At 71.5% G+C, this 15,037-nt stretch carries 9 protein-coding genes and 1 riboswitch; of the genes, 5 read left to right on the top strand and 4 right to left on the bottom strand.

Annotated elements, in window-relative coordinates; translation table 11 throughout:
- Positions 1-56: 56 nt before the first annotated feature.
- Positions 57-1,433 (bottom strand): YibE/F family protein, encoded by a 1,377-nt coding sequence (locus tag ACFY7E_RS09375; RefSeq protein ID WP_389482518.1) that lies wholly within the window; start codon positions 1,431-1,433, stop codon positions 57-59.
- A 71-nt stretch (positions 1,434-1,504) separates the two neighbouring features.
- A riboswitch (TPP riboswitch) is annotated at positions 1,505-1,651 on the top strand.
- Here ACFY7E_RS09375 and thiC point away from each other — a divergent pair.
- Positions 1,645-3,426 (top strand): phosphomethylpyrimidine synthase ThiC, encoded by a 1,782-nt coding sequence (gene thiC / locus ACFY7E_RS09370; protein ID WP_383433259.1) that lies wholly within the window; start codon positions 1,645-1,647, stop codon positions 3,424-3,426. Its footprint overlaps the riboswitch before it by 7 nt.
- Positions 3,427-3,489: 63 nt before the next feature.
- Here thiC and ACFY7E_RS09365 read toward each other — a convergent pair whose 3' ends face one another.
- The 3 genes from ACFY7E_RS09365 to ACFY7E_RS09355 all read right to left on the bottom strand — a co-directional run bounded on the left by ACFY7E_RS09365 (position 3,490) and on the right by ACFY7E_RS09355 (position 7,136).
- Positions 3,490-4,140 (bottom strand): hypothetical protein, encoded by a 651-nt coding sequence (locus ACFY7E_RS09365; protein ID WP_389482515.1) that lies wholly within the window; start codon positions 4,138-4,140, stop codon positions 3,490-3,492.
- A gap of 173 nt (positions 4,141-4,313) precedes the next feature.
- Positions 4,314-5,690, bottom strand: coding sequence for a metallophosphoesterase (locus ACFY7E_RS09360; RefSeq protein ID WP_389482512.1), 1,377 nt, complete (start codon positions 5,688-5,690; stop codon positions 4,314-4,316).
- Between the two features lie 339 nt (positions 5,691-6,029).
- Positions 6,030-7,136, bottom strand: a complete 1,107-nt coding sequence (locus ACFY7E_RS09355) for a LacI family DNA-binding transcriptional regulator (RefSeq protein WP_389482509.1) — start codon at positions 7,134-7,136, stop codon at positions 6,030-6,032.
- A 391-nt stretch (positions 7,137-7,527) separates the two neighbouring features.
- Between ACFY7E_RS09355 and hisC the strand changes: the two genes are divergently transcribed.
- The 4 genes from hisC to cydD all read left to right on the top strand — a co-directional run bounded on the left by hisC (position 7,528) and on the right by cydD (position 15,031).
- Positions 7,528-8,625: a histidinol-phosphate transaminase gene (gene hisC / locus ACFY7E_RS09350; RefSeq protein ID WP_389482507.1), complete on the top strand. Its 1,098-nt coding sequence runs from the start codon at positions 7,528-7,530 to the stop codon at positions 8,623-8,625.
- 240 nt (positions 8,626-8,865) lie between these two features.
- The gene (locus tag ACFY7E_RS09345) at positions 8,866-10,374 is read left to right on the top strand and encodes a cytochrome ubiquinol oxidase subunit I (RefSeq protein ID WP_389482505.1); all 1,509 of its coding nucleotides are present in this window, start codon (positions 8,866-8,868) and stop codon (positions 10,372-10,374) included.
- Between the two features lie 18 nt (positions 10,375-10,392).
- On the top strand, positions 10,393-11,415 hold the full coding sequence (cydB, locus tag ACFY7E_RS09340) for a cytochrome d ubiquinol oxidase subunit II (protein WP_389482503.1): 1,023 nt from the start codon (positions 10,393-10,395) through the stop codon (positions 11,413-11,415).
- Between the two features lie 34 nt (positions 11,416-11,449).
- On the top strand, positions 11,450-15,031 hold the full coding sequence (gene cydD / locus ACFY7E_RS09335; RefSeq protein ID WP_389482501.1) for a thiol reductant ABC exporter subunit CydD: 3,582 nt from the start codon (positions 11,450-11,452) through the stop codon (positions 15,029-15,031).
- Positions 15,032-15,037 lie beyond the last annotated feature (6 nt).

Here is a 15,037-nt window from a genome sequence, read left to right as displayed (position 1 = left end):
CCGACCCCCCGAGCCGGCACGCCGACGAACCGGATGGAGCACTCCTTGGTTTTCGGTCACTTGGCGCGGCGGCGCCGTCCGCCCCGCCCCGACGAGGGCTTCCGGCCACCGGTCCCCGGGCGGCCGGTGCCCTCGGCGCGGTCGGCGGAGACCACGAGCGCCGCGAGCGCCGTGGTCACCGGGACGGACGCCACCAGACCGATCGAGCCGACCAGCGTCCGGACGATCTCCTCGGCCACCAGCTCGCTGTTGGCCACCGTCCCCATGCTGCTCTGCGCGATGGAGAAGAGCAGCAGCAGCGGCAGGGCGGCGCCCGCGTAGGCGAGCACCAGCGTGTTCACGACCGAGGCGATGTGGTCGCGGCCGATCCGGATCCCCGCCCGGTACAGGCCGCGCGGCCCCATGCCCGGATCGGCCTGGTGCAGCTCCCAGACGGCCGAGGTCTGGGTGACCGTCACGTCGTCGAGCACGCCGAGGGAACCGATGATCACACTGGCCAGCAGCAGACCGGACATGTCGATGTCCGGATAGAGTCCGTGGATCAGACCGGTGTTGTCGTCGGTGTTGCCGCTGAGCGAGGCCCAGCCGATGAAGAGCGAGCCGAGCAGCCCGATGAGCAGCAGCGAGATCAGCGTGCCGAGCACCGCGACCGAGGTGCGGGCCGACAGGCCGTGGCACATGTAGAGCGCGATCAGCATGATCGCGCTCGACCCGACCACTGCCACCACCAGCGGGTTCGACCCCTGCAGGATCGCGGGCAGGATGAAGAACATCAGCACCAGGAAGCTCACGGCGAGCGCGACCAGGGCCATGAGCCCCCGCATCCGCCCGACCGCCACGACCGCGAGGGCGAAGATGCCGGCGAGCACCGCCAACGGCACCTTCCGGTTCACGTCCGTCACCGAGTACTGGAGGTCATACGGGGCGTCGGGGGCGTACGCCACCACCACGCCCTGACCCTCCTCCAGTTGGCGCGGTGCGCCCGGCTGCACGATCTCGGTGAACTCGCGCCCCTTGTTCGGGCCGGTGGTGACCTCGACCGTCGCCTTCTTGCACTCTCCCTGCTGGGCCTCGACCGCCTCGCGTCCCTCCGGGGTGGAGGTGTCCCCGGTCGGCGGGACCTGGCCGGCGTTCACGGTCTTGCAGTCGACGTACTCGACGGAGACGACCTTGCCCTGCTCGGTCTGCCGGTCGAAGCCGACACCGGTGCGCTCGTGCGGCGGGGCGCCGCCGGGCCACAGGACCGCCAGCCCGACCAGGACGGCGGTGGCGAAGGGAACCAGGACGGCGGCGATGACCTTGCGCAGATGCCGGGACACGGGCGCGGCGGGCCCGTGGCTGTGGCTGTGCCCATGCCCGGATCCATGGCCGTGGGAGGGGCCCGGACCGTGGGAGTGGTCGTGCGGCTCGGGGGTCTGCTGGGGGGAAGTCACCGACCGATCATCGCAAGAACGGCGGGGGCCCACTGTTCAGCACGCCCGGGATGACGCTAGCGTGGTGGCACCTTTGCACACGCGGGAGCTCGGAGCACCGGGCTGAGAGGGCGCTGATCACCGTACGCGCGTACCGATGTACGTACGGGAGGAGGCTGCGCCGACCGCCGAACCTGTTACCGGGTAATGCCGGCGTAGGGAGATCGGTCTCATGACCATTCAGGACGCACGCACGCCTGCCTCCGACCAGAACGACCAGTCCGGCGGACGCACGCCGGGCTGGCACAAGGGATACGTCCAGGGCTCGCGCCCCGACCTGCGGGTTCCGGTCCGTCAGGTGCACCTCACCAACGGCAGGGACGTCACGCTGTACGACACGTCCGGCCCGTACACCGACCCCACCGTCGACACCGACGTGCGGCGGGGCCTGCCCCCGCTGCGCGAGAACTGGATCATCGCGCGCGGTGACACCGAGGAGTACGCGGGCCGCCCGGCCCGCCCCGAGGACGACGGCATCAAGCACACCTCGCCGCGCGGCGGCGGGCTCAAGAACCTCGACGCGGTCTTCCCCGGCCGCCCCCGCCTGCCGCGCCGGGGCCGCTCCGGCCAGGCGGTGACGCAGCTCGCGTACGCCCGCCGTGGCGAGATCACGCCGGAGATGGAGTACGTCGCGATCCGCGAGAACGTCTCACCCGAGGTCGTGCGGGAGGAGATCGCGGCGGGGCGGGCCGTGCTCCCGGCGAACGTCAACCACCCGGAGATCGAGCCGATGATCATCGGCAAGCGGTTCCTGGTGAAGGTCAACGCCAACATCGGCAACTCCGCCGTCACCTCCTCCATCGAGGAGGAGGTGGAGAAGATGACCTGGGCGACCAAGTGGGGCGCCGACACGGTCATGGACCTGTCCACCGGCCGCAACATCCACACCACCCGCGAGTGGGTGCTGCGCAACTCCCCCGTGCCGATCGGCACCGTGCCGCTCTACCAGGCCCTGGAGAAGGTCGACGGCAAGGCCGAGGAGCTGAGCTGGGAGATCTACAAGGACACGGTGATCGAGCAGGCCGAGCAGGGCGTCGACTACATGACGGTGCACGCCGGCGTACTTCTGCCGTACGTGCCGCTCACCGCGCGCCGCAAGACCGGCATCGTCTCGCGCGGCGGCTCGATCATGGCCGCCTGGTGCCTCGCGCACCACGAGGAGAACTTCCTCTACACGCACTTCGAGGAGCTCTGCGAGATCCTGGCGGCGTACGACGTCACGTACTCGCTCGGCGACGGCCTGCGGCCCGGTTCGATCGCGGACGCCAACGACGAGGCGCAGTTCGCCGAGTTGAGGACGCTCGGCGAGCTGAACACGATCGCCAAGCGTCACCACGTGCAGACGATGATCGAGGGCCCCGGGCACGTCCCGATGCACAAGATCAAGGAGAACATCGACCTCCAGCAGGAGATCTGCGAGGAGGCGCCGTTCTACACGCTCGGCCCGCTGACCACGGACGTGGCGCCCGCCTACGACCACATCACCTCCGGCATCGGCGCGGCGATGATCGCCTGGTGGGGCACGGCGATGCTCTGCTACGTGACGCCCAAGGAGCACCTGGGCCTGCCCAACCGCGACGACGTGAAGACCGGCGTCATCACGTACAAGATCGCGGCCCACGCGGCGGACCTCGCCAAGGGGCACCCGGGCGCGCAGGAGTGGGACGACGCGCTCTCGGACGCGCGCTTCGAGTTCCGCTGGGAGGACCAGTTCAACCTGGCGCTCGACCCGGACACCGCGCGCGAGTTCCACGACGAGACGCTGCCGGCGGAGCCCGCGAAGACCGCGCACTTCTGCTCGATGTGCGGTCCGAAGTTCTGCTCGATGAAGATCTCCCAGGACATCCGCCGTGAACACGGCGGTACGGCGCAGGAGATCGAGGCCGGCATGGCGGAGAAGTCGAAGGAGTTCGCCGCGAGCGGCAACCGCGTCTACCTGCCGCTGGCGGAGTAGCGGATCCGTCCGCTCACGGACCGGCCCGCGCCCCCCGGGGGAGGCGCGGGCCGGTCCGGCGCGTCAGGGGCCGGCCGGATCCGGCGGGACGGCGGCGAGGGCGTGGCGCAGGAAGGGGAGGATGCCGCGTTCGAGGAGGGCGTGGCGCCAGGCCTCGCGGGCGCGGGAGAGTTCGTCGTCCGGAGGGGCGGGCGGGCCGCCCGCGCTCACCTCGACGGGGCTGTTGCGCAGGGCCGTCACGAGGAGTCCGACGGCCGCGCAGAGCAGTCCGGCGGCGGCGAGCGAGCCGAACACGAGCCCGGCGGTGAGCAGGGTCGCGCCGAACGCCACGGTGGGGGCGAGGGCGTGCAGCACCGCGCCGACCAGCAGGAAGATGACGGAGGCGGCGCCCGCGAGGACCGGGACCATGACGGTGACGATCGCGACGACGCCCGCGCCGGGGCCGGGAAGGTCGTACGGGGCCGGAGCGCGGGCCCCGGCGGTCGCGCGGTCCCGCTCGCGGACCTTCACGAAGTGGTCGTACTCGCTCGCGGCCGCGGAGGTGACGAGCGCCGTCGCGTTCAGCGTCATCGAGCGCAGTTGCGCGACCGTGAGCCGGGTGCCGACCCCGGCGAGTTCCGGACGTGCGTGGGCGGTGCTCAGTGCGTCGTCGAGGACCCGCTCGTACTCGGCGCGGTCCTCGGTCAGCAGGTGCGGAGCCACGTTCATGTGCATCCCCCGATGCTCCGTAGGCCCGTGACGGCCGTGGGAAGACGACCGGGCGGGCGGAAACGGAGGAGAGCCTGCTACGGATGCACCCGATGGTATTGCGGCGAAGCGGCGGGCTGACAGAGAGTTTCCTGAAATCGTCCTCCCCGGATGCGCAGGGTGATAGGCCGGGCGTTCGGTCAGGCGTCCAGGGGGAGTTGGACGACCAGGAGCTTCCCGGCCATGGTCACTCCGCCGTCCATGGCGATCGCGAGCCCGTCGGCGTACACGTGCGGTCCGTCGACGACCGGGCCGCCGTCGTCCTCGCCGTCCTCGGCGCCGACCTGGCCGAGGAGGTACGGGATCGGGCTGTGGCCGTGCACGATCCGGCTGCCGCCGTAGGTGGAGAGCAGCTCCTGGACGGCCTGCGGCCCCCCGTCGTCACGGAACGCGAAGCGCTTGGTGAACTTCCGGAACACGTCCCAGACCTCGTCCGCGTCGTTCCGGTTGAGGATCTCGTGGACCGTGTCGTTGACGTCCTCGATGGTCTCGCCGTATTCGAGGTACGCGGTGGTGTCCGAGTGCACGAGGAGGTGGTCGTCCTCCCGCACCACGGCGTCGAGCCGGGACATCCACTGGAGGTGGACGTCCTGGAGGCGGTCCATGTCCTGCTTCTGGCCGCCGTTGAGCAGCCAGGCGGCCTGGAAGGTGGCGGTGCCCGCGCCGGAGTTGACCGGGGTGTCGCCGAAGCGCTTGGCGCCGATGAGCAGCAGTTCGTGATTGCCCATGAGGGCCTTGCAGTAGCCGCCGGCGGCCGCGGCCTCGGCGGAGAGCCGCATGACCAGGTCGATGACGCCGATGCCGTCGGGGCCGCGGTCGGTGAAGTCGCCGAGGAACCAGAGGCGGGCGTTGCCCGCGGCCCAGCCGCCGTTCTCGTCGACGAGGCCCTGGGCGCGGAGGGCCGCGACGAGTTCGTCGAGGTAGCCGTGGACGTCCCCGACGACGTAGAGGGGTCCGGGGCCTTCGCCGGCCGGGGCCTCGCCGGCGGGGGCGGGTGCGGGGGAGGCCTGCACCTGGACGGTGTCGCCCCGGTTGATGACGGGCAGGTCGCGCTCGGTCGGCGTGTATCCCTCGGGCACCTCGCCCTCGGGGAACGCGTTCCCGGGGTGGCCGGAGGCGGTGGGGGCCGCGGGGTACGGGGGCGCGGCGGCGCGGTGGCCGAGGTGGAGGGTCGGGTCGGCGGGCATGGGCGCGGGGGCCTGCGGCGGGGGCGGGGGCGTCTGCGGTACGGCCTCGACCGGGGAGGGCGCGACGGGGGGCAGGGGCTCGGCGGCGGCCGGACGGGCGGCCGGGGCCGGGCGCGTGGCCGGCTGCTCGTCCCGGTACTCGTCCGTGGCGGAGTACGACTCCGGGTGTTCGGCGTGTCCGTGGACGTGCTCCGCGGGAGCCGGCAGCGGCTCCGGGCCAGCCGGTTCGGCGGCATGGCTCTGCACGGGCACGCGTGCGTACGGCGGTACGCGGAAGTCACGCAATGTCGCCGTGCGCACCACGGGCTCCTGACCGGCCCCCTGAGTCATCGACCCCTCCACCACCGTCGCGATGCCCTGCACATCGCGGACCGGCCTGGTCGGGGTGGTCCGCGGTGTCGTCCGCCCATCATAGGAATGAGCGTCCTCCTGTGTGACGCACCAGGGGTGGTGAATCCGGGTCCACTCCGGGTTCACCAGTCGTTTCGCCCGAATTGGGAAGGTCCAGTCCAGGGTTGGAGCAGGTGCGGTGATCGGTTTGGCCGTTCCCGTCCACGGGCAGGGACGGGAACGGCGTGTTCGAAGGCGTCCCTCTTCGGAGAGCCGACCCTCCGAGCAGGGCTTCCGCGCGGGTTCTTTCGCGCGGCCCGCCCGGACGAACTCCTCGGGTCAGTCCTTCGCGGGCGAGCGCGGCGGGCTGACCGTCGTGCGGGGCGGGCGGCGCTGCGAGGAGGTGCGGACGATGAGCTCGGTCGGTATCACCTGCTCGACCGGTCCGTCGGTCTCGACCCCCTCGATGGCGTCGATGAGGAGCTGGACGACGGCCGTGCCGATCCGGCGCGGTTTGAGCGAGAGCGTCGTGATGGGCGGTTCGGTGGTGGCGTAGCCGCCCGACTCGCTGCAGCAGACCAGCAGGAGGTCCTCCGGGACGCGCAGCCCGTAGCGGCGCGCGGCCGCGAGGAGGTCGGTTCCGTTGGGGTCGAAGAGGCCGTACACGGCGTCGGGCCGGTCCGGACGGGCGAGCAGCCGGTCGGCCGCGACGGCGCCCGCGCACGGATCGTGCGCCGGATAGGACTCGTAGACGGGGTCCTGGCCCACCCGTGCGCACCAGTGGAGGTAGGCGGTGGTGGAGAGGCGGGTGTACGTGTCCGTGCTGGTGCCGGTGAGGAGCCCGATGCGGCGGGCTCCCGCGGCGGCGAGGTGGTCGAGCAGGTCGAGGACGGCGGCTTCGTGGTCGTTGTCGACCCAGGCGGTGACCGGGAGGGTGCCGGCGGGGCGTCCGTCGGAGACGACGGGCAGGCCCTGGCGGACCAGTTCGGTGACGACGGGGTCGTGGTCGGAGGGGTCGATGACGACGGTGCCGTCGAGGGCGACGTTCGACCAGACGTCATGGCGGGAGGTGGCGGGGAGGATGACCAGGGCGTAGCCCCGGGCGAGCGCGGCCGACGTGGCCGCCCTGGCCATCTCCGCGAAGTACGCGAATTCGGTGAAGGTGAAAGGTTCGTCCCCGTACGTGGTCACGGTCAGGCCGATGAGTCCCGACTTGCCGGTACGGAGTGTGCGGGCCGCCGCGGACGGGCGGTAGCCCAGCCGGTCGGCGACCTCGCGGACGTGGCGTCGGGTGGCGTCGGGGAGTCGGCCCTTCCCGTTGAGAGCGTCGGAGACAGTCGTGATGGAGACCCCGGCGGCGGCGGCGACGTCCCGGATGCCCGCCCTGCCCTGCCGGCTTCCCCGGGTCTGTGCCCGGCTCACCTGGTGCTTCCCTGCTGCTGTCATGGCGAGCCGATAGTAGGGCGATGAGGGGCGGTCGGGACGGTCGCATATGCAGACGTTGACAGGCACGTTTCTGCATGATCGAAATCTATCAAGTGCCTTTGATTTGAAGGTAGTTGATTGTCCTGGTCTGCGACTCAAGGGGGCTGGGAGGTGTGGGCCTGGCGAGAGGGCGAAGTCTCGAAGTGGCCTCAACTCACCTCTACGGGGGATGCGCGCCACGGCGCCCGCCACCGGCGTGCGCCACCCGTGCGCGCGCCCCCACCCGCCGGCCCGGCCCCGAGTCCGGCCGAGGAGCCGTGTCCCTCCTGTTGTCCACAGCCCATTCGCAGCGGAGGCGAATCCTCTTAAGGTGAGCAGTATTGGCGGTACGGACGGTCGAGGAGGCCACACTGTGAGCGAGACCAGCGGGACGAGCACCGGCAGCCCCAAGCTGCGCGCCGAGCTGGACGGCGTCCCCACCTACAAGCCGGGCAAGCCGGCCGCCGCGGGCGGGCCCGTGGCCTTCAAGCTGTCCTCCAACGAGAACCCCTACCCGCCGCTGCCGGGAGTCCTGGAGAGCGTGGTGGCCGGGGCCGACACCTTCAACCGGTATCCGGACATGGCCTGCACGGGTCTGATGGAGGAGCTGGCCGAGCGCTTCGGCGTGCCCGTCTCCCACCTGGCCACGGGCACCGGCTCGGTCGGGGTCGCGCAGTCGCTGATCCAGGCGACCTCGGGCCCGGGCGACGAGGTGATCTACGCCTGGCGCTCCTTCGAGGCGTACCCGATCATCACGCAGATCAGCGGGGCCACCTCGGTGCAGGTGCCGCTGACCGACGGCGAGGTGCACGACCTCGACGCGATGGCGGAGGCGATCACCGACCGGACCCGCCTGATCTTCGTCTGCAACCCCAACAACCCCACCGGCACCGCGGTGCGCCGGGCCGAGCTGGAGCGCTTCCTCGACCGGGTGCCCTCCGACGTCCTGGTCGTGCTCGACGAGGCGTACAAGGAGTTCGTGCGCGACCCCGAGGTCCCGGACGGCATCGAGCTGTACCGCGACCGTCCCAACGTCGCCGTGCTGCGCACCTTCTCCAAGGCGTACGGCCTGGCCGGGCTGCGGGTCGGCTTCGCGGTCGCCCACGAGCCGGTGGCGGCGGCGCTGCGCAAGACGGCGGTGCCGTTCGGCGTGAGCCAGCTGGCGCAGGACGCGGCGGTGGCCTCGCTGCGGGCCGAGGACGAGCTGCTCGGCCGGGTCGGCTCGCTGGTGGCCGAGCGCGAGCGGGTCCGCGCGGCCCTCGTGGACCAGGGCTGGACCGTTCCGGACACGCAGGCGAACTTCGTCTGGCTGCGGCTCGGCGAGCGGACGGCGGACTTCGCGGCGGCCTGCGAGCGGCACGGTGTCGTGATCCGCCCGTTCGCCGGCGAGGGCGTGCGCGTCACGATCGGCGAGGGCGAGGCGAACGACCTGTTCCTCCAGGCGGCGGAGGCCTTCCGCAAGGAGCTCTGACACCCACCGGAGACCGAGGGGCGTCCCCACGGCCCCCGCGAGCAGTCGCTCGCGGGGGCCGTTCGTGTGTGAGGAAAGAGACGCCTTGTAAAGGCCCCCCGGAGACAAGTACGGATTTCGTATAAGCCATAATGCTTGTGAATGTGAACGCGTTCACAAGCGTGCCCCGGTTCGTCCCGGTATCGGGGGATGGTCAGGGCAGCCGCCGATGTGACCACGGCGATGTAAGGAGAAAGCGACGTGGACCTCGCTCTTGCGCCAGAGACTCTGGCGCGCTGGCAGTTCGGTATCACCACCGTCTACCACTTCCTCTTCGTCCCGCTGACGATCTCCCTCGCGGCGCTCACCGCCGGGCTCCAGACCGCCTGGGTACGGACGGAGAACGAGAAGTACCTCAGGGCGACCAAGTTCTGGGGCAAGCTCTTCCTGATCAACATCGCCATGGGCGTCGTCACCGGCATCGTGCAGGAGTTCCAGTTCGGCATGAACTGGTCCGACTACTCGCGCTTCGTCGGGGACGTCTTCGGCGCCCCGCTCGCGTTCGAGGCGCTCATCGCCTTCTTCTTCGAGTCGACCTTCATCGGCCTGTGGATCTTCGGCTGGGACAAGCTGCCGAAGAAGATCCACCTCGCCTGCATATGGATGGTGTCGATCGGCACCGTCCTCTCCGCGTACTTCATCCTGGCGGCCAACTCCTGGATGCAGCACCCGGTGGGCTACCGCATCAACGAGGAGCGCGGCCGGGCGGAGCTCACCGACTTCTGGCTCGTGCTCACCCAGAACACGGCCCTCACCCAGTTCTTCCACACCATCACGGCGGCCTTCCTGGTCGGCGGCGCGTTCATGGTCGGCATCTCCGCCTTCCACCTGGCCCGCAAGAAGCACATCCCCGTGATGCGGACCTCGCTGCGGCTCGGCCTGATCACCCTGATCATCGCCGGACTCGGCACCGCCATCAGCGGCGACCTGCTCGGCAAGGTCATGTTCAAGCAGCAGCCGATGAAGATGGCCGCCGCCGAGGCGCTCTGGGACGGCGAGGCGCCCGCCCCCTTCTCGATCTTCGCCTACGGCGACGTCGACAAGGGCCACAACAAGGTCGCCGTCGAGATCCCCGGCCTGCTGTCCTTCCTCGCCAACGACGACTTCACCTCGTACGTCCCCGGCATCAACGACATCAACAAGGCCGAGCAGGAGAAGTTCGGCCCCGGTGACTACCGGCCCAACATCCCCGTCGCCTACTGGGGCTTCCGCTGGATGATCGGCTTCGGCATGGCCTCCCTGACCCTGGGGATGCTCGGCCTCTGGCTGACCCGGAAGAAGTTCATGCTGGCACCGGGGCTGCGGACGGGTGAGGACGAGGTGCCGAACCTGGTCCTCTTCAAGAACGTGGCCCTGAGTCCCCGGATCGGCAAGTGGTACTGGATCGTCGCACTCTGGACGATGCTCTTCCCGCTGATCGCCAACTCCTGGGGCTGGATCTTCACCGAGATGGGCCGTCAGCCGTGGGTCGTCTACGGCGTGCTGCGCACCCGGGACGCGGTCTCCCCCGGCGTCTCCCAGGCCGAGGTGCTCACCTCGATGATCGGCTTCACCCTGCTCTACGCCGTCCTCGCGGTCATCGAGGTCAAGCTCCTCGTCAAGTACGTCAAGGCGGGGCCGCCCGAGCTGACCGACGACGACCTCAACCCGCCCACCAAGATCGGCGGGGACACCCGTGACCCCGACCGGCCCATGGCCTTCTCGTACTGAGGCTCAGGAGACCGAGGCATGGAACTTCACGACGTCTGGTTCGTACTCATCGCCGTCCTCTGGACCGGCTACTTCTTCCTGGAGGGCTTCGACTTCGGGATCGGCATCCTGACCAAGCTGCTGGCCCGCGACCGGGCCGAGAAGCGGGTCCTCATCAACACCATCGGGCCCGTCTGGGACGGCAACGAGGTGTGGCTGCTCACCGCCGGCGGTGCCACCTTCGCCGCGTTCCCCGAGTGGTACGCGACGCTGTTCTCCGGTTTCTACCTGCCGCTGCTGCTCATCCTGGTCTGCCTGATCATCCGGGGCGTGGCCTTCGAGTACCGGGCGAAGCGGCCCGAGGAGAACTGGCAGCGGAACTGGGAGCAGGCCATCTTCTGGACCTCGCTGCTCCCCGCGATCCTCTGGGGCGTGGCCTTCGGCAACATCGTCCGGGGTGTGAAGATCGACGCGGACATGGAGTACGCGGGCACCTTCTTCGACCTGCTCAACCCGTACGCCCTCCTCGGCGGACTGGTCACGCTCACCCTCTTCACCTTCCACGGGACGGTCTTCGCCGCGCTGAAGACGGTCGGGGACATCCGGGTGCGGGCCCGGACGCTCGCCCTCAAGCTGGGCCTGGTCACGGCGGTGCTCGCGCTCGCCTTCCTGATCTGGACCCAGGTCCACACGGGCGACAGCTGGAGCCTCGTGGCGATGGTGGTCGCGGCGGTGGCGCTCGTCGGCGCGATCGTCGCCATCGGGGCGGGGCGCGAGGGCTGGTCGTTCGCGCTCTCGGGCGTCACGATCGCCGCCTCGGTGGCGATGCTCTTCCTGGCGCTCTTCCCGGACGTCATGCCGTCTTCGCTCAACCCCGAGTGGAGCCTCACCGTGACGAACGCTTCGTCGAGCCCGTACACGCTCAAGATCATGACGTGGTGCGCCGGGATCGCGACTCCGCTGGTGCTGCTCTACCAGAGCTGGACGTACTGGGTGTTCCGCAAGCGGATCGGTACGCAGCACATCGCCGACGCGCAGCACCACACCGCCGACGCCCACTAGGGCCGGCCGGCGTTCAGAGAGGGGCATGTTTCACGTGAAACCGATCGACCCGCGTCTGCTCCGGTACGCCCGGACCACCCGTCTCTTCCTGGTCGCGGTGGTCGTGCTCGGCCTCGTCGGAGCGGCGCTGGTCGTCGCCCAGGCGATGCTCGTCGCCGAGATCGTGGTGGGGTCCTTCAAGGAGGGCCGGTCGGTTTCCGCCCTGGCCACGCCCCTGCTGCTGCTCGCCGGAGTGGCGGTGGCGCGGGGGCTGGTCTCCTGGCTGACCGAGCTCGCCGCCCACCGGGCGAGCGCGGCGGTCAAGTCCGAACTCCGCGGGCGGCTCCTCGGCCGGGCCGCCGCGCTCGGGCCGGGGTGGCTCGGCGGGCAGCGGACCGGTTCGCTGATCGCCCTCGCGACGCGGGGCGTGGACGCGCTCGACGACTACTTCGCCCGCTACCTGCCCCAGTTGGGCCTCGCGGTGGTCGTGCCGGTGGCGGTCCTGGCCCGGATCGTCACCGAGGACTGGGTCTCGGCGGCGATCATCGTCGTCACGCTGCCGCTCATCCCGCTCTTCATGATCCTCATCGGCTGGTACACCCAGGCCCGGATGGACCGGCAGTGGAAGCTGCTCTCACGGCTCTCCGGCCACTTCCTGGACGTGGTGGCCGGCCTTCCCACCCTCAAGATCTTCGGCCGGGCGAAGGCCCAGGCCGAGTCGATCCGCGCGATCACCTCCGCGTACCGGCAGGCGACCATGCGCACGCTGCGGATCGCCTTCCTCTCCTCCTTCGCCCTCGAACTCCTCGCCACCCTCTCGGTCGCCCTCGTCGCCGTGACCATCGGCATGCGGCTCGTCCACGGCGACCTCGACCTCTCCACCGGACTCGTCATCCTGATCCTGGCGCCCGAGGCGTACCTCCCGCTGCGGCAGGTGGGAGCGCAGTACCACGCGGCGGCGGAGGGGCTCGCGGCGGCGGAGGAGATCTTCGACGTCCTGGAACAGCCGGTACGGGAGGGGGGAACGGGCGCGGTCCCGGACTCCGTACGCCTCGAACTGGACGCCGTGACGGTGCGGCACGCGGGGCGGTCCGAACCGTCGCTCGACGCGGCGACGCTGACGGTCGAACCGGGCGAGACGGTGGCCCTGGTCGGGCCGAGCGGCTCGGGCAAGTCGACGCTGCTCGACGTGGTTCTCGGATTCACGGCCCCGGAGCCGGGCGGCACCGTCCGGGTCGGCGGCGAGGGCCTCGCGGGGCTCGACCTGGAGGCATGGCGGTCGCGGATCGCCTGGGTGCCGCAGCGCCCGTACCTCTTCGCGGGGACGATCGCCGAGAACGTACGGCTCGCCCGCCCGGACGCCTCCGACGAGGCGGTACGGGAGGCGCTGCGGGACGCGGGGGCCGACGGCTTCGTCGCGGAACTGCCGGACGGGCTCGACACCCCGCTCGGTGAGGACGGCACCGGACTCTCGGCGGGGCAGCGGCAACGGCTCGCCCTCGCCCGCGCGTTCCTGGCCGACCGGCCCCTGCTGCTGCTCGACGAGCCCACGGCCGCCCTCGACGGCGAGACGGAGGCGGGCGTGGTCGACGCGGTCCGGCGCCTCGCGGCCGGCCGGACGGTCCTGCTCGTGGTCCACCGCCCGGCCCTGCTCGCGGTGGCGGACCGGGTGGTGAGCCTGGGAACGAACACCGGGGCGCCGGTGGCGACGCCGCCGGTCGGGGATGCGGCCGGGGCCGGAGCGCCCGGTACGGCGGAAGCGGTGGTCTGGTCGGGGACGGCGGTCACGGGTGGTGTGCTCGAAACGGCTGGGACGGTTGCCGCCGAGGGCGGAAGCACCCCGGACGCCACGGCCACGCACGGCCTGTTGCGGCGGGTCCGGGACATGGCCGGGGAGCTCAAGGGGCGCATGGCGCTCGCGCTGCTGCTCGGAAGCCTTGCCCTCGGGTCCGCCGTCGGGCTCATGGCCGTGTCCGGCTGGCTCATCTCCCGGGCCTCCGAACAGCCCCCCGTCCTCTATCTGATGATGGCGGTCACCGGCACGCGCGCCTTCGGCATCGGCCGGGCCGTCTTCCGGTACGCCGAGCGGCTCGTCTCGCACGACGCCGTCCTGCGGATGCTCGCCGACCTGCGGGTCTCCGTCTACCGGCGCCTGGAGCGGATCGCCCCGGCCGGTCTCGGACGCACCCGGCGCGGCGATCTGCTCGCCCGGCTCGTCCAGGACGTCGACGCGCTCCAGGACTACTGGCTGCGCTGGCTGCTCCCGGTGGGCGCCGCGCTGGTCGTGGGCGTCGGGGCCGCCGGGTTCACCACCTGGCTGCTGCCCGAGGCCGGCGCCGTCCTCGCCGCGGGCCTGCTGGTCGCGGGGATCGCCGTACCGGCGGCCGGCGGGGCCCTCGCCCGCCGGGCCGAACGGCGGCTCGCCCCCGCGCGCGGCTCCCTGGCGACCGCCGTGGCCGACCTGCTGCGCGGCTGCGCCGAGCTGACGGTGGCCGGTGCGCTGCGGAGCCGTACCGAAAGGGCGCGGGAGGCCGACCGGGCCCTCACCGGCATCGCCTCCCGGCAGGCCGCCGCCACCGCGCTCGGGGCCGGCCTCTCCGCCCTGGTCTGCGGCCTCACGGTCGTGGCCGCGGCCCTCGTCGGCGTCCAGGCCGTACGGGACGGGCGGCTCGACGGGGTGTCCCTCGCCGTGGTCGTCCTGACCCCGCTCGCCGCCTTCGAGGCCGTGACCGGGCTTCCGCTCGCCTTCCAGTACCGGCAGCGCGTCAAGCACAGTGCCGAGCGGGTCTTCGAGGTGCTCGACGCCCCCGAACCCGTACGCGAGCCGCGCACGCCCGCCGCTCCCCCGGCGGGTCCGTTCCCCCTCGAACTGTCCGGGCTCTCCGCCCGGCACGCCGGGCAGGACCGTCCGGCGCTCACCGGCTTCGGGCTCACCCTGGAGGCCGGGCGCCGGGTCGCCGTCGTCGGCGCCTCCGGCTCCGGCAAGACCACGCTCGCCCAGGTACTGCTGCGGTTCCTGGACGTGGAGTACGGCATGTACCGGCTCGGCGGCGTGCCCGCCTGGGAGCTGGACGGGGACGCGGTCCGGCGCCTGGTCGGCCTCTGTGCCCAGGACGCGCACCTCTTCGACAGCTCCGTCCGCGAGAACCTGCGGCTCGCCCAGGTCGGCGCGGACGACGGGGAACTGCGCGAGGCGCTGCGCCGGGCCCGGCTGCTCGACTGGGTGGACGGGCTGCCCGAAGGCCTCGACACCCTCGTGGGCGAGCACGGCGCGCGCCTCTCCGGCGGCCAGCGCCAGCGGCTCGCGCTCGCGCGGGCCCTCCTGGCCGACTTCCCGGTCCTCGTCCTCGACGAGCCGGCCGAGCACCTGGACCTCGCCACCGCCGACGCGCTCACCGACGACCTGCTCCGGGCCACCGAGGGCCGCACCACCGTCCTCATCACCCACCGGCTGCACGGCCTCGACGCCGTCGACGAGGTGATCGTCCTGGACGGGGGACGGACCGTGCAGCGCGGCCCGTACGCCCGGCTCGCCTCGGAGGACGGACCGCTGCGCCGGATGCTGGAGCAGGAGAGGGCGACCGACCTGCTCGCCACCGCCCCCACCGCGAGGGGGACGGCCGACTTTTCTCGCTAAATAGGA

Origin of the sequence: Streptomyces sp. NPDC012825, assembly GCF_042900925.1 — a bacterium.
GTDB lineage: Bacteria > Actinomycetota > Actinomycetes > Streptomycetales > Streptomycetaceae > Streptomyces.
The sequence above is the reverse complement of the archived record's forward strand: the minus strand, read 5'-3'. Positions and strand labels throughout refer to the sequence as shown.